At 60.9% G+C, this 14,528-nt stretch carries 13 protein-coding genes and 2 tRNA genes; 7 read left to right on the top strand and 8 right to left on the bottom strand.

The window, feature by feature from the left end:
• The coding region (locus YWU_RS17900; RefSeq protein ID WP_034647558.1) for a transposase at positions 1-226 on the bottom strand (226 nt) is incomplete at its 3' end.
• A gap of 96 nt (positions 227-322) precedes the next feature.
• Here YWU_RS17900 and YWU_RS17570 point away from each other — a divergent pair.
• Together YWU_RS17570 and YWU_RS15925 are read left to right on the top strand one after the other, a co-directional pair.
• Positions 323-871: a helix-turn-helix domain-containing protein gene (locus tag YWU_RS17570; RefSeq protein ID WP_156892769.1), complete on the top strand. Its 549-nt coding sequence runs from the start codon at positions 323-325 to the stop codon at positions 869-871.
• Positions 872-916: 45 nt separating this feature from the next.
• A complete protein-coding gene (locus tag YWU_RS15925; RefSeq protein ID WP_051260188.1) occupies positions 917-1,507 on the top strand; it encodes an SRPBCC domain-containing protein in 591 nt (196 codons plus the stop codon).
• Here YWU_RS15925 and YWU_RS15920 read toward each other — a convergent pair.
• Entirely contained in the window at positions 1,495-2,010 is a 516-nt protein-coding gene (locus tag YWU_RS15920) for a PAS domain S-box protein (protein WP_084141987.1), read from the bottom strand. The genes YWU_RS15925 and YWU_RS15920 overlap by 13 nt on opposite strands.
• A 169-nt stretch (positions 2,011-2,179) precedes the next feature.
• On the opposite strand from YWU_RS15920, the gene YWU_RS0108355 reads away from it, so the two are divergent.
• The 5 genes from YWU_RS0108355 to YWU_RS17560 all read left to right on the top strand — a co-directional run bounded on the left by YWU_RS0108355 (position 2,180) and on the right by YWU_RS17560 (position 8,139).
• Entirely contained in the window at positions 2,180-4,108 is a 1,929-nt protein-coding gene (locus YWU_RS0108355; protein ID WP_027020122.1) for a pyruvate kinase, read from the top strand.
• Positions 4,109-4,444: 336 nt separating this feature from the next.
• Positions 4,445-6,160, top strand: a complete 1,716-nt coding sequence (gene poxB, locus YWU_RS0108350) for a ubiquinone-dependent pyruvate dehydrogenase (protein ID WP_027020121.1) — start codon at positions 4,445-4,447, stop codon at positions 6,158-6,160.
• Between the two features lie 96 nt (positions 6,161-6,256).
• Positions 6,257-6,877, top strand: coding sequence for a glycosyltransferase family 2 protein (locus YWU_RS15915; protein ID WP_027020120.1), 621 nt, complete (start codon positions 6,257-6,259; stop codon positions 6,875-6,877).
• Positions 6,878-6,909: 32 nt separating this feature from the next.
• On the top strand, positions 6,910-7,533 hold the full coding sequence (locus YWU_RS17565; RefSeq protein ID WP_051260187.1) for a histidine kinase dimerization/phospho-acceptor domain-containing protein: 624 nt from the start codon (positions 6,910-6,912) through the stop codon (positions 7,531-7,533).
• 156 nt (positions 7,534-7,689) lie between these two features.
• The gene (locus tag YWU_RS17560) at positions 7,690-8,139 is read left to right on the top strand and encodes a sensor histidine kinase (protein WP_051260186.1); all 450 of its coding nucleotides are present in this window, start codon (positions 7,690-7,692) and stop codon (positions 8,137-8,139) included.
• A gap of 15 nt (positions 8,140-8,154) precedes the next feature.
• Here YWU_RS17560 and YWU_RS0108335 read toward each other — a convergent pair whose 3' ends face one another.
• The 6 genes from YWU_RS0108335 to gyrA all read right to left on the bottom strand — a co-directional run bounded on the left by YWU_RS0108335 (position 8,155) and on the right by gyrA (position 14,434).
• Positions 8,155-9,708, bottom strand: a complete 1,554-nt coding sequence (locus YWU_RS0108335) for an aspartate:alanine exchanger family transporter (RefSeq protein ID WP_240484093.1) — start codon at positions 9,706-9,708, stop codon at positions 8,155-8,157.
• Between the two features lie 170 nt (positions 9,709-9,878).
• Entirely contained in the window at positions 9,879-10,727 is an 849-nt protein-coding gene (locus YWU_RS0108330) for an aldo/keto reductase (protein WP_027020118.1), read from the bottom strand.
• A 436-nt stretch (positions 10,728-11,163) separates the two neighbouring features.
• A tRNA-Ala gene (locus YWU_RS0108325) sits at positions 11,164-11,236 on the bottom strand.
• Positions 11,237-11,291: 55 nt separating this feature from the next.
• A tRNA-Ile gene (locus tag YWU_RS0108320) sits at positions 11,292-11,368 on the bottom strand.
• A gap of 179 nt (positions 11,369-11,547) precedes the next feature.
• Complete coding sequence (locus YWU_RS0108315; protein WP_027020117.1) at positions 11,548-11,880, bottom strand: DUF3566 domain-containing protein; 333 nt, start codon at positions 11,878-11,880, stop codon at positions 11,548-11,550.
• A gap of 10 nt (positions 11,881-11,890) precedes the next feature.
• Complete coding sequence (gene gyrA, locus YWU_RS0108310) at positions 11,891-14,434, bottom strand: DNA gyrase subunit A (RefSeq protein WP_027020116.1); 2,544 nt, start codon at positions 14,432-14,434, stop codon at positions 11,891-11,893.
• Positions 14,435-14,528: the final 94 nt, after the last annotated feature.

The following is a 14,528-nucleotide window of genomic DNA, read 5'->3' as shown; positions in this document are numbered from 1 at the left end:
CGACTCGTAGTCTGCGGTTTTCTGCTTCCAGGTCGAGGGATTCAGCGGGGCTGTCGGCGCCGGATTGTTTGTGGTTGCGGACCCAGACGCGCAGGGATTCTTTGCTGAGGCCGAGCTCATTGGCGATGCGGGTGACCGCGCCGTGGGCGGTTGCCGGATCGGCTTGGGCGCGGAGCACGAGTTCTACAGCACGCTGCTTGAGCTCCGGGGTGTACTTGACGGGCATGTGAAGGTTTCCTTTTCCAATTTCTTACCCTCCATTAAACCCGGGGCGAACCACCACGCCCTGTGGATCCCGGTCGGGACTCGACACAATTTCACCGTGCGGGAAAACTCGGTAGTTACCGCTCTTGCGTTTCCGGTTGTCGACCTAGCCACGACACTGTCCAAGCTGACGATCGTCTCCGTGGACGAACCCCTCAGCCGGCTGATGCATGCCCTCCACGTGGCACAGACCATCGACATTTCCCCACCACCAGACCTGACCCGTCAGATCCTGTCGATCATCGAGGGCTCCTCTCCTGGCGATACGAACCTTCCGTTGCCCAGCTCCCCGGAGGCCCGTGCCGTGGCGGAGACGATCCTCTTCAATCCCGGTGATGTCCGGAGCGTCGCAGAACTGGCGGCATCGGTGCACGTCTCCCCCAGAACAATCGAACGACGGTTCCTCGCCGAGACAGCAACTACCGTCCGCCAGTGGCGGATCCGGGCACGGATGACCACGGCAATAGAACTACTACGGGCGGACACGTCGGTGGCTGCGGTGGCGCACCGAGTCGGCTACACAAACGTGACGTCGTTTCGGAGGGCCTTCACCGAGCACTTTGGGGAATCTCCCACCTGCTTTGCCCGTAGATTCCGTTCCCGGTGATACGGACTCACTGCCAGGTCAGAGGAACATCGCTACGTTTGGGGTATGGACGATCGACAGACTCCCGCCAATGCCCCCACCGGTGCCGGCACCCTCGGAACCAGCGACGACGGTGCCGTCCGAGTCTCCTTCCGCCGGGAAATCCCGGGATCAATCGCCCATGCGTGGGCCGCACTGACCGATCCCGCCCAGATGTCCACGTGGCTCCCGGGAAGCGAAATCCAACCTGAGTCCGGTGGTCACGTTCGCTACGATTTCGGCGAAGAAGGCCAAGCGACCGGCACCGTCACCTCAGCGCTGCCCCTCAATTCCCTAGGCCCAGGATCATCAACTGAAATGGCCGACTTAGTCGAGGCCACCGACTCCACTGCGATGCTCGAGCACACGTGGAGGTGGGAAGGCCTGCCGGATTCGACGGTCCTGTGGCAGTTCCAATCCACCGGATCAGGAACGACGGTGGTTCTCACGCACAGCGCCATCGTCCGAGATGCCGCAGTGGATTTCGCCGTGGGCTGGCACCTGATCTTGGACACATTGCAGCGCTACATCGCCGGCGACGCGATGGAGACCGACGACGAAGACTGGGACGGCTTCCCCACCGACATCATCGAGTTCTACGACCGTCAGCTCGGCTGATCCACCGGTTCTGCGCCGAGGTCGCGGATTTGGCGTTCGAGGTCACGAACTCGACGTCGTAAAGCACGTTGTTTATCCCACTGCTCACTCACGTCATGCAGGACTGCCGCGATGCCCTCAATCTGACCATCTCCGTCGGTCAGGATCGTGATGGAAAACGACAATGAGATCCGTTCACCAGCGGCGTTGAGGCCCGGCACCGTCAGTGGTTCGTGACCGTACGAGGTGTGTCCGGTCTGGAGAACCTTGTCCCACCCGGCCCAGTGAGGTGTGCGGTGTTTCTCCGGGATGATCAGGTCGAGGGACTGCCCCACCGCCTCTTCCTCAGTGAAACCGAAGATATTCTGCGCCGCAGAGTTCCATAGTCGGATGATGCCATTGCGGTCGGCATAGACAACTGCGTCGAGGGGTGTACCGGCGACCGTCCGTGCGGAGATATCGCGGAACTGCTCCGTGTGCGCCCCTGAGCCGGCTGCATCTGTCGTCGAACTGTGGTCAGTCATGGCTTACCTCCGATGTAATGCACGTCACTTCCATTCAATCATGGTTTCCGGCCCGATCAGGGCGACTGGACTACACCCACCGGCTTCTCGCAATGCAGGTTTCCGCTGGTCACCGTAACCTTGAAGGTGAACAGACAGCGCGATTCCACAACAACTCGGGGAGTCAGTGATGAACGACAAATCCTCTGTCGCGTCTTCTCTACCTGAGCCCGGCGACCAGCTGCCGTGGCTCCGTGAGCAGCTCGACGACATCAATGCCGCGCTGATCTCCGCCGGAAAACTCCATGCGGAGGACATCACGGCGGTTGCACCGGAGTGGACCGACAACGCCCGCAACCTGATCCATTACGTGACTCTGCGCCGCCGCGACCTGCGGCCAATTCAGGCCGGATTGTCGCTGCATGGTTTTTCCAGCCTCGGGCGAGTTGAACCGCACGTGCTGCCAACCATCAACGCCATCCGCAATGCCGCGCGGGTGGTCTCGGAAGGCACTGCAGAAGAACCGGCAGATCCCGGGCTGGACACCGACGCAGATGGGGTGATCGACGGACCGGCGAGGCTCGATACTGCTGCTATTCGTTGTTTTGGCCCTGCACCGGAAGATCGCTACACCCGAATCATGGTGACGATGCCCTCGGAGGCATCCCACAACCGGCCGCTCCTGCGAGACCTGGTTGCCGCAGGTATGAACTTGATCCGGGTGAATTGTGCCCACGATGACCCGGAGACCTGGGAATCCATCATCGGCCTCGCCCGTAGTGAGGCCAAGCGCGCCGAGCGTCCAGTGCGAGTCAGCATGGATCTGGGCGGACCGAAACTTCGCACTGGGCCCTTCCTGCCAGCGCCTGGCGTGGTGAAGATTAAGCCGAGTCGGGATACCTACGGTCGGGTGCTCGTCCCCGCGTACGTCTGGCTGGGGCTGACGGACCAGCCCGGCCCCGCGGGTATCGATCTGGAAAACCTGCAAGCGACAGGCTTCGGTGACATCGCTGCTGAGGCCACAGTCGTCCCGGTGACGTGCACTGCTGATTTGGAACGCCGGTCATTGGCCCCGGGCTCAGAACTGCGGCTTATCGACGCCCGCGGCTCCAAGCGACGCCTCCCCATCCTGTATCGCGGTGCAGGCGGAGTGTTGGTCAGCACCGCGAAGACGACGTATGTGACCGAAGGTGTCGGGCTGCATACCGATGGGGCTGCAGACTCCTCCCTCACCATTGCAGCACTGCCCGCGATGGAGCAGGCTCTTCGCCTTCATGAAGGTGAGACACTTCAGCTGCTCAGGACCACAGACCCTCAACCGGTCACTCCAATTGGCCCGGCGCGGGTGGGCTGCACATTGCCGGAGGTATTCGATGCCGTTGAGCCTGGTGAACGAGTACTTTTCGACGATGGCTCTATCGAGGGCACCGCGGTCCTCGTCAGCACAGATCGGATCGACGTTCGGATCGACCGCACTGCTCCCGGCGGATCAAAATTGAAGGCGGAGAAGGGCATCAACGTACCCGATACCGAACTGCCGGTATCTGCGTTGACGGACAAGGATAGGCGGGACCTCAAGTTCGTCGCCAAGCACGCGGACATCGTGAACGTGTCATTTGTGAACACCGCCGAAGATGTCCAAGAAGTCATTGATCTGCTGCGGGACTCCCCTGCCGCTGACCGCGACTTTGGGCTGGTCCTCAAGATCGAAACACTGCGGGCGTTTCGGAACCTCCCCCAGATTCTCCTCGCCGCAATGCGCTGGCCCAGCGTGGGCGTGATGATCGCCCGCGGAGATCTCGCAGTGGAGATCGGCTTCGAACGGATGGCTGAGGTGCAGCAGGAGATCCTGTGGCTCTGCGAATCCGCCGGTGTCCCCGTCATCTGGGCAACCCAGGTGCTGGAACAGCTGGCCAAGAAGGGTCTTCCCACCCGCGCGGAGGTTACCGACGCCGCCGAGGCTCAGCAGGCGGAAGTCGTGATGCTGAACAAGGGCCCGTTCATCGTCACCGCCGTCAGCACCCTGGCGGACATCTTGCAACGGATGCAGACACACACGGAGAAGAAGATCAGCCTCCTACGTCGACTGGAGTCATGGGACTTGGGCCGGACTGGATAGTCAGGGCCCAACTCACTCCTCCTGTAATTGATAGAAACGACGCCTCACATCAAATAGCAACTTTGCTACAGGCCCCTATTTGATGTGGTGCCGCCTAGAGACCACTTGCAGTGAGTCCTCGTGCGTCATCCTGATGCTCTCGGTCTCTATGGCCACCTACTCAGCGGCCGACGTCAATAAACCGGCGTATGGTGGCGCCGGAAGAGGATCGCACCGGCGAGGCGGCCTCGGACCACTGGCTAAGGAGTGTCGAGGTGGGCGCTCTTTACGTCGTTAAGCGTGGCCCTTAAGGCCCCATCGCCGGACGCTCCTTCCTGGATCGGGGAAAGGAATGCCATGCCCACCGTCGCAAAGCACATCGTCGATACTCTCGCCGCCAGCGGAGTTAACCGCGTCTACGGACTGCCCGGAGATTCACTCAATGGATTCACCGACGCCCTGCGGACAACCGACGAGGTGGACTGGGTACACGTCCGACATGAGGAATCCGCTGCTTTCGCCGCGTCCGCTGATGCCGCGCTGACCGGCCGGATTGCTGTCTGCGCCGGCTCCTGCGGTCCCGGCAACTTGCACCTGATCAATGGTGTCTACGACGCGAAGCGTTCCAGGGTTCCGATGCTGGTGCTGGCCGCACACATCCCCACCCCAGAGATCGGCACTGGGTATTTCCAGGAGACCCATCCACAGGACCTGTACCGCGAATCGAGCGTCTACACCGAGTACGTCTCGCAACCAGAGCAGCTTCCCCGGCTACTGCGGATTGCGATGCGGGAGGCGCTTTCCCAATCCGGCCCGGCTGTTCTTGTCATTCCCGGCGACGTGCTAACCGGAAAGACCGACGCGAAGCCGCAGACGATTCTGCCAACCACCTCTTCCATCCTTCCTGATGACGAGGCACTTCAGGCTGCCGCCGACGCGATCAACGGAAACTCCAAGGTCACCATCCTGGCTGGTGCCGGAGCGGCCGGAGCACATGACGAGTTGGTGAACCTCGCAGAGAAGCTGCAGGCCCCAGTCGTGCACGCGCTGCGTGGCAAAGAGCACGTGGAGTACGACAATCCCTATGACGTGGGCATGACCGGCCTGCTGGGTATCACCTCCGGGTACCACGCCCTGATCGAAGCGGAGACGCTCATCATGCTCGGCACGGACTTCCCGTACCCGCAGTTCTATCCAGAAGGAGCCACGGTCATCCAGGTCGATGTCCGTGGTGGGCAGATCGGACGACGGGTCAGCGTCGATCACCCGTTGGTTGGCACGGTCAAGGAAACCGTGGCAGCGCTCCTGCCGAAGCTCCAGGTCAATAAGAGCTCGAAGCACCTGGACAAGGTGCTCAAGCACCACGGCAAGACTCTCAAGAACTTGAAGGACCTAGAGAAGCCCGACCGCAAGCGGATCCACCCGCAGCACCTCACTGCTCTCATCAATGACAAGGCTGCGGATGATGCGGTGTTCATTCCGGACGTCGGCTCGCCGGTGATGTGGGCGGCCAGGCACCTGGACATGAACGGTCGCCGTCGACTCATTGGTTCCTTCACGCACGGCTCGATGGCCAATGCCCTTCCCCAGTCCATCGGCGCCCAGATTGCCTACCCAGATCGCCAGGTGATCGCCCTCGCCGGCGACGGTGGACTGTCGATGCTGATGGGCGAATTGCTCACCGTCACCCAGAACAAACTGCCGGTGAAGACCGTGGTCTATAACAATGACTCCCTCAACTTCGTCGAGCTGGAGATGAAGGCCGCCGGCTTCGTGAACTACGCCACCGACCTGTCCAACCCTGACTTCGCGGCTGTCGCCAACGCTCTCGGGATCAAGGGGATCCGGGTAGAGGATCCGAAGGACCTCGACAAGGCAATCGATGAGTTCCTGGCGCATGATGGACCAGCGCTTCTCGACGTCGTCGTCGAACGCCAGGAGCTCACCATTCCTCCGTCCATCGAGAAGGAACAGGCTGAGGGCTTCGCCCTCTTCGCCGTCCGCACCGTCCTGGACGGTCGCGGCTCCGAGCTAATCGACCTGGCAAAGGCCAACATCCGCCAAGTCTTCTAGAGCCTTCGGCTCATCATTCCTCTTTCCTGCGGTAATCCTGCGTCTTGACCGCACCGATTCTTGAGGTCGCTGTCCCACCATTAAGGGACAACCCCGGTGACCACGGACAACGGGTTCGTCACCATCACCTCGCAGGGGTCGGTGTCCAGCACCCGGCCGCATACCTCGATCGCCTGTGCCATTCCGGCATACAACGAGGAAGACTCGATCGCTTCAGTTCTGGATTCGCTGCTGACCCAGTCTCGTCCGCCTGAGGTGATCCACGTGGTCATCAGCAACACCACTGACCGCACCTTCGCGATCGCCCGGACCTACGCTGGCGAGCACCTGCGCACCGGTGAAGGCACCGGCCATGTGCTCGAGACGTTCTCCACCTACGTGTTCGTTCACGACATCGGTGAGAACGCCGAGAAGAAAGTCGGCGCCCTCAACTACGGTTTCTCCAAGGTGTGCGACAGTTTCGACTACCTCCTCGGCGTCGACGGCGACACCATTTTGGAGTACGACGCCGTAGAGCGCCTGGAGCAAGAGGCCCGTTCTGAGTCCCACATCGGCGGCATCTCCGCGATCTACACCGTTGATCACAAGTCCAGCCGTGGCATCATTTCCTCGTTCCTCACCACCGGCCAGCGCGCCCAGTTCGCGGCATTTGGATCTCGTGGTTCTCCCATGACAAACGCTGGATTCACGTCCTCAACTTCAGCGCGACACTCCTGATCGTCTGGGCTCCGCTCGCTGTAGACATCGACGTGATCTCACCAAACGCGTTCCTTGGGCCGATTCTCGTGCCCGCGATTCTCTGTGTCGTGGGCATTTTCACTGCCGGCGTCAGCAACAGCATCCACACCCAACAGCGGGAACTACAAGCGATGGACGCGGAGCTGCGAACCTCTGCAGACGCCAGTCTGCGCCAGGCCCAGCTGCTCAACACAGTCATCGAGGCTGTGCCCACCGGAGTACTCGTCGTCGACGGTGGTGGCCATGGCGTCCTGATGAACAGCCACCAGCGGGAACTTCACCAGCTAGGAATCCCAGAAACCATCAGCGATCCCGGCGAAGATCAGCTCCTCCTCTTCTCCTCGGACAAAACCACGCCGCTCAATGCAGAAGACCGTCCGGTACGCCGGGCCATCGACGGCAACCCAGTGGCAAACCAGTTGGTCTGGATCGGTGAGAGGTATCCCCGAGCTCTCTCAGTGTCTGCCAGCAGGATGGAAGCTCCGGATGGTTCGTACGCAGGTTCAGTCATTGTTTTCAATGATGTCACCGAACTGATGGATGCCCTCGAAGCCAAAGATGACTTCCTGCACCGCGTCAGCCACGAACTCCGCACCCCTTTGACGTCGATCCTGGGGTATGTCGACCTTGCATAGGAAACCGCAGAAAGTGAGCCAGTACCGGCCGATCTGATAGCGAATCTGCAGGTCGTCGAGCGCAATGCGGAACGCCTCCTGCACCGAGTCTCTGATCTACTAACAACGGCGTCTCGACCATCGATCCACCCGCTGCCCGCGGATCTATCTACCGTTGTGCGATCCAGCCTCATTGCTGCGAAACCCCAGGCGGAGGCAGCTGGGATCACTCTTGTCGATGGGACAACCCAGGATCTGACCAGTGAATTTGATCCATCTCGGATGCACCAGGTCTTCGACAACCTCATCACCAATGCGATCAAGTACTCCTCGGCTGGTGACACCGTCACGGCGACGTGCCGCAAGGACAGCGATAATCTCGAGGTGTGCATCAGCGATACCGGGCGGGGAATGACCGAGGAGGACAGGCTCCGAGTCTTCGACCGGTTCTTCCGCACCACAGAGGTCCGGGAGTCAACGATTCCGGGCCTCGGGCTTGGCCTCACCATCGCCAGTGTCGTCCTCCAAGGCCATCATGGAACCATCGCGGTGGAAAGCGCCTTAGGGCAAGGCACAACGTTCACAGTGCGCATACCTGCCACCGCACCGATCGACACCGGTCGCTGAATCCCCGGCATCAGATCAGAAGAACACAATCATGAGCTGCGCGACGAGCACCTTCAAGATCATGCTCACTGGGAACAGCATCGCGTAAGTGATGGCCAGTCGCTGGTCCGGGACCTTTCCCATCGCGTAAGCGTACGGAGCAGGGTTCAACTGAGAACCGGTAATGCCGCCCAGCGCATTCGCCGTACCTAGTCCCAGCACCGATCGCAGTCCAACGACACACACCAGTGCGTGGACCAGCGTGATCGACAAAATCAGCCCGATCAATGGCAGCGCCTCATCGGCCAGCGCAGTCACGAGTCCGGAGCCAGCACCGGTTCCCACACCCACCAAGAACACCACGAGAGCAAACTGATTGAGCGTGTTCGACACTCCTGGAGGCAGCGTCCACACCACCGGACCGGTCCTGCCGATCGCGCCGAGGACAACACCGGCGATCAGTGGAGCCGTCGCCGTACCCAGCGTCAGGGTTCCGCCGCCGGGCAACGGAATCTGCACGAATGCCAACAACAAACCAATGGTCAGGCCTAAGCCAAGTCCAATGGCATTGATGTCGCCAGCCGCGCGCTCGGAGTCGCCCAAGTCCTTCGCGATCTTCTTCAGATCCGACCGGTGCGCGGTGACGCGAATGCGGTCACCGCTCTGGAGGACAAATTCCGGAGTCGCAATGAAGTCAACGTCGCCGCGTCGCACGCGGCTGGCCATGGCGTCGTAACGCTCTTCTAAACCGAGGGAACTTAACGGCCGACTGACATACTTCGGATTCGACAAGGTGATACGACGAAAGTCGATGTCACTGCGATCCATCCACGGTTCATGGTCGGACGACTCTCCCAAGTCCTCCGCCACGCGTTCGTACTCGTCTGCGCGGGCGGTGACGGTAACAAGGTCACCGTCGTCAAGCGATTCTTTTGCACCAGCCACGACGGTGGTGCCGTTGCGAGTGAGGCGTGAAATGACCGCGTCGTAGCGTTCCGACAGATCCCGGACAGTCATCTTCGGATTCCCGATCATGCGCAAAGTCCGCACGATGATCGGATGCACAACCTCCTTGTCCTCTGCCGTCGGCCGCTTCCGACCAACACTCATGAGGTACGAGCAGGCCAAAATCGTGACCAACACCGTGATCGGATATCCAACGGCATAACCAATCGCCGGGCCCGCCGGCGGCTCACCACCGCCCGCCAATTGCTGCTGAACCGCACCAAGAGCCGGCGTCGAGGAGCCGGTGCCTGCGAAGGCGCCAGCAATCAAACCGATATCAAAACCAAGCGCCTTCCCGACGCCCAGTGCAACTCCCGCCATCGCCACAATCGCCGTGACCACCACAAGGACGATCTTCCATCCTGATTTCAGCGCACCCAGGAACGAGGGCCCTGCCGCAACGCCGACCATGTAGCAGAAGACACATAGTGCCAGGCTCGTGACCAGCGGCGATATGGCGACATCGGGCTCGATCGCCGACAGTGCCAGTGCCACGAACAGTGCTCCCGCGGAACCGAAAGACACCGGTCCGAACCGAATACTTCCCAGCACTGCGCCCACACCGACGCAGAAGAAAATGGTCAAAAGAGGACTGTCAACGAACCACTGCAACATGATTGTTCCGATCGCTGGTGAACGGTGTAGAACGGCACTTTCTTACCGTTTTACCAGCAGATCCCCATATTTAGACCTCTCTGAGACCGTGAGACTCGTCTCTGCCCCCGTTTGGGCCCGCGGGCGCACGCGCTAGGAGATCAGAACTCCTCGTAGACCGCCGGGTCCTGATCCTTCAGGCGTCCGTCGGGGCTGCCGAGGGCAGTGATGGCGTCCACTTCCGCCGGGTCCAGCACGATGTCCACGGCAGCGAGATTCTCCAACTGCCGCTTGTCCGAGGCCGCCTTCGGGATAGGAATGGCTCCACGAGCAATATGCCATGCCAGAACAACCTGTCCTGGGGTGGCATTGTGAGCCTCGGCGATTTTGCCAATGTCCTTTCGGCCCAGGAGATCATTTCCCCGGCCGATGGGGCTCCACGACTCGGTGAGGATTCCATGTTCAGCGTCGTATGCCAACTGTTCAGTCTGCGGGAAGTAGGGGTGGAGTTCGATTTGGTTGACGTCGGGAAGCACGCCAGTCTTCTTCTCCAGAGTCTCTAGGTGCTCCGGGAGGAAATTACTCACACCGATGGCCTTGATGAGGCCACGCTCGCGGGCTTCGATCATCGCTTCCCAGGCCTCTACATAGAGGCCCTGGTTCGGGTTGGGCCAGTGGATCAAGTACAGGTCGATGTAGTCCAGACCAGTGCGGTAAACGCTCTCTTCGATCGTGGTCAGCGCATCATCATGCTTCTGGTAGCGACCCGGGAGCTTCGAGGTGACGATCAGATCCTCACGGCTCACCCAGGAGGCCTGCACCGCATTACCGACGGTTCCCTCATTCTCGTAGTTATAGGCCGAATCCAGGAGGGTATATCCCTTGTCGATTGCCCTCACCACCGCATCGGAGCCCTCTGCACCCTTCAACTTGTAGGTGCCGAAGCCGATCTTCGGCAGCGTCAGGCCACTGTGGGAGGTGCGCGTTGTTTCAGTACGTGCCGTGCTCATCAGATCTTCCCTTCGTAGTACTGCTCGTGAGCTGTCCGAAGGGCCGCGTTCATATACGAACCGACCACTGCCGAGGGTAGGCCTGAGTTCGCCGACTGTGTTGTTGCAGTTGGCGCAGCCTTGTGGCCTGCACAATTGTCACCTGCCCGCTGACTGCCCCTTGACCGCCTGTTGACTGCACCCCCTTTTCATTGAGGCCGCCGAACACAGATCCCCCTTCTTTGATCAGTCCATATCCAGTAACCCCAGGTCAGGAGATTAGATATTAATGGAGACTGAAAATAAAAGAGGGATTCGTCAATAATGCGAAAAACGAAAGGAGGGTGCAGTGAAAGGAGCCCCGGCGAGGCAGCGACCCAAAGCCCCGACTGGGCGAATAGCGCGGGCTGGAAATGCAGAGAATCCCGGTCGCAATGACCGGGATTTCCACGAACTGTGGAGCTTAGGGGAATCGAACCCCTGACCCCCACCTTGCAAAGGTGGTGCTCTACCAATTGAGCTAAAGCCCCTGGTCCTGAGATCGTTTCCAACCTCAACTCCTGCTTCTCCGAAAAGAAACGGGAGTGGTGGGCCTAGGAGGACTTGAACCTCCGACCTCTTCATTATCAGTGAAGCGCTCTAACCACCTGAGCTACAGGCCCGTGAACCGGGATTAAAGATAACCCGCATCGTCTAACAAATACAAATCCCCTGCACAGCGAGCATTTTCAGTACAACGAAAAGCGCACTTATGTGGAGCCACTCCCCCACCTGTCACCGGTTATTCCGGTGATGTTCAGTGGAGGGGTGTAGAGGGAGACGCCGGGCAGAGCCCGGCCTCCTACTTGTTGTCACCCAGGACGACGGAGATGCCGCCGACCAGGCCCGCGCAGGCGTTGTAGATGACCGCACCGAGCGTCAGCAACGCCGGGAACAAGATCATCCACAGAACACCGACACCTGCCGCGCCGCCGAGAATCGGCCCTGCAGTGAGCATTTCCGCTCCGACGAGTTCGCCGAAACTGTTCCACACACCCATCATGCTCAGCACGAAGTAGATGATGCCGGCGGCGATCATCCACACCAGGAAACCGATGACTCCCAGGGACGCCGAAATCTTCAGGGTCGACAACGGGTCGATCCGTCGAACCACAAGTGTCGTTTCACGGGCCATTGTGGGTCTCCTACTCGTTACGGTCGGTCAGGTTGAGCGACACCTGCGTGGGATTAGCGCCTTCAGCGACTGCTGCAGCGGTCTCTTCCACCTCGTCCTCGACATTACGGTCGATCGCGAGCAGTTCGGTGCCTTCCGCAAGATTGACCAGGCGCACGCCCTTTGTCGTACGGGAGGTCGCACGAACTTCTGCGACGCGGGTGCGGACGACGTCTCCGGCGGAGGTAACGGCGAAGATCTCGTCGTCATTGCTGACCACCAGTGCTCCCATCAGCGGGCCACGCTTCGGGTCGTACTTGAGGGTGAGCACGCCCTGGCCGCCGCGACCCTGGACCGAGTACTCGGCCAGCGGGGTCTTCTTGCCGTAGCCGCCGGTCGTAGCGACCAGCAGGTTCTGATCGTCGCGGACGACGACCATACTGAGTAGCTTGTCGTCACCCTTGAAGCGCATGCCCAGGACACCAGCGGTGGAGCGGCCCATCGGACGCAACGCATCGTCAGAGGCGGTGAACCTGATGGACTGGCCCTTCTGGGAGATCAGCAGCAGGTCGTCGTCGCCGGTGCACAGGCGAGCGCCGATGAGGGCGTCGCCGTCCTTGAGGTTGACGGCGATCAGGCCGGAGGACCGTGCGGAGTCGTAGTCCTCAAGGCGCGACTTCTTGACCTTGCCCTCGCGGGTAGCCAGGACCAGGTACGGGGCGTCCTGGTAGGAGCTGATCTGGAGGATTTCGGCAATCTTCTCCCCCGGCTGGAACTCCAGCAGGTTTGCCACGTGCTGGCCGCGAGCGTTGCGGGTTGCTTCCGGCAGCTCGTAGGCCTTGAGCCGGTAGACCCGGCCGGCATTGGTGAAGAACAGAATCCAGTCGTGCGTGGAGCAGACGAAGAAGTGACGGATGATGTCGTCCTGCTTCAGGTCCGCTCCCCGCACGCCCTTGCCGCCGCGGCGCTGCGACTTGAAGGAGTCAACCTTCATGCGCTTGGCGTAGCCGGTGGAGGTGATCGTGATGACCACGTTCTCGCGGGTGATCAGGTCCTCTTCACTGATGTCGCCAACAGAGCCGATGATTTCGGTGCGGCGCTCATCGCCGAACTTGTCGATAACCTCCTGCAGCTCATCACGGACGATGGAGCGCTGGCGCTCCGGCTTAGCCAGGATGTCCTTCAGATCTGCGATGGTCTCTTCGATCTCAGCGAGTTCATCAATGATCTTCTGGCGCTCCAGGGCAGCCAGGCGGCGCAGCTGCATCGCGAGGATGGCATCTGCCTGGGCCTCATCGATGTCAAGGAGCTCGATCAGGCCAGTGCGAGCGATGTCGACGGTGGAGGAACGACGGATGAGGGCAATGACCTCGTCCAGTGCGTCCAGTGCCTTCACCAGTCCGCGGAGGATGTGGGCGCGCTTTTCGGCCTCATCCAGGCGGTACTGGGTACGGCGGACGATGACCTCGATCTGGTGGGCCACGTACAGGCGCACCATTTGGTCGATTCGCAGGGTGCGCGGCACGCCATCAACGATGGACAGCATGTTGGCGCCGAAGCTGGTCTGCAGCTGCGAGTGCTTGTACAGGTTGTTCAGCACCACGCGCGGCACTGCATCGCGCTTGAGCTTCACGACGATGCGCATGCCCCACTTCAGGTCGGTCTCATCCTCAATGGAGGAGATTCCGGCGAGGCGGCCATCGCGGACCTGCTCGGCGATGTTCGCGATGAGGCGGTCCGGGTTCACCTGGTACGGCAGCTCGGTAATGGTGATCTGCTGCCGGCCGTTCTCCTCCTCGATGGTGGTCACGCCACGCATGCGGATAGAACCACGGCCGGTGGTGTAGGCGTCCTTGATGCCGGAGTCACCGACGATTTGGGCTGCCGTCGGGAAATCGGGGCCCTTGATGAAAGACATGACCGCATCGAGCGTGTCCTTCTCGTCGGCCTCGGGGTTCTCCAGGCACCAGTTGATCGCTGCGCCGACCTCGGTGAGGTTGTGCGGCGGGATGTTGGTGGCCATACCGACGGCGATACCGCCGGAGCCGTTCATCAGCAGGCTCGGCACGCGCGACGGGAGGATCGTCGGCTCAGTGGTCTTGCCGTCGTAGTTCGGCTGGAAGTCGACGGTGTTCTCGCGGATGTCGCGGACCATCTCCATCGCCAGCGGCGTGAGACGGGACTCCGTGTAACGCATCGCGGCCGGGCCGTCGTCGCCGCGGGAACCGAAGTTTCCCTGTCCGTCGACGAGTGGGTAGCGCATCGACCACGGCTGGGCCATGCGCACCAGGGTGTCGTAGATCGCCGAGTCACCGTGCGGGTGGTAGTTACCCATGGTGTCGGCGACGGGCTTGGCGGACTTCACGTAGCTGCGGTCGGGCCGGTAGCCGTTGTCGAACATCGCGTACAGGATGCGCCGGTGCACCGGCTTCATGCCGTCGCGGACCTCCGGAAGGGCACGTCCGACGATGACCGACATCGCGTAGTCGATGTACGAGGACTGCATTTCCTCGTTGATGTCGATCGGGTGGATCACATCGTGGGGAATGATCCCGGAGCCGTTATCGTCGCTCACTCGTTCACCTCGTTCTTGTAAAGCGGTTGACAGGCCCATCTTACCCGGTGACGGCGCGAAAAGCGCCTCAGAAGCCCATAAAGTGCTTTACGAC

Source organism: Corynebacterium sputi DSM 45148 (assembly GCF_000427865.1).
GTDB lineage: Bacteria > Actinomycetota > Actinomycetes > Mycobacteriales > Mycobacteriaceae > Corynebacterium > Corynebacterium sputi.
Note: the sequence above shows the minus strand (reverse complement) of the source record. Positions and strands in the feature narration are given on the sequence as shown.

Excerpts from the sequence above, each read along its gene's own strand:
- YWU_RS15925 (WP_051260188.1), top strand. The coding sequence starts at position 917 with ATGGACGATCGACAGACTCCCGCCAATGCCCCCACCGGTGCCGGCACC.
- YWU_RS15920 (WP_084141987.1), bottom strand. The coding sequence starts at position 2,010 with ATGACTGACCACAGTTCGACGACAGATGCAGCCGGCTCAGGGGCGCAC.
- YWU_RS0108355 (WP_027020122.1), top strand. The coding sequence starts at position 2,180 with ATGAACGACAAATCCTCTGTCGCGTCTTCTCTACCTGAGCCCGGCGAC.
- poxB (WP_027020121.1), top strand. The coding sequence starts at position 4,445 with ATGCCCACCGTCGCAAAGCACATCGTCGATACTCTCGCCGCCAGCGGA.
- YWU_RS0108330 (WP_027020118.1), bottom strand. The coding sequence starts at position 10,727 with ATGAGCACGGCACGTACTGAAACAACGCGCACCTCCCACAGTGGCCTG.
- YWU_RS0108315 (WP_027020117.1), bottom strand. The coding sequence starts at position 11,880 with ATGGCCCGTGAAACGACACTTGTGGTTCGACGGATCGACCCGTTGTCG.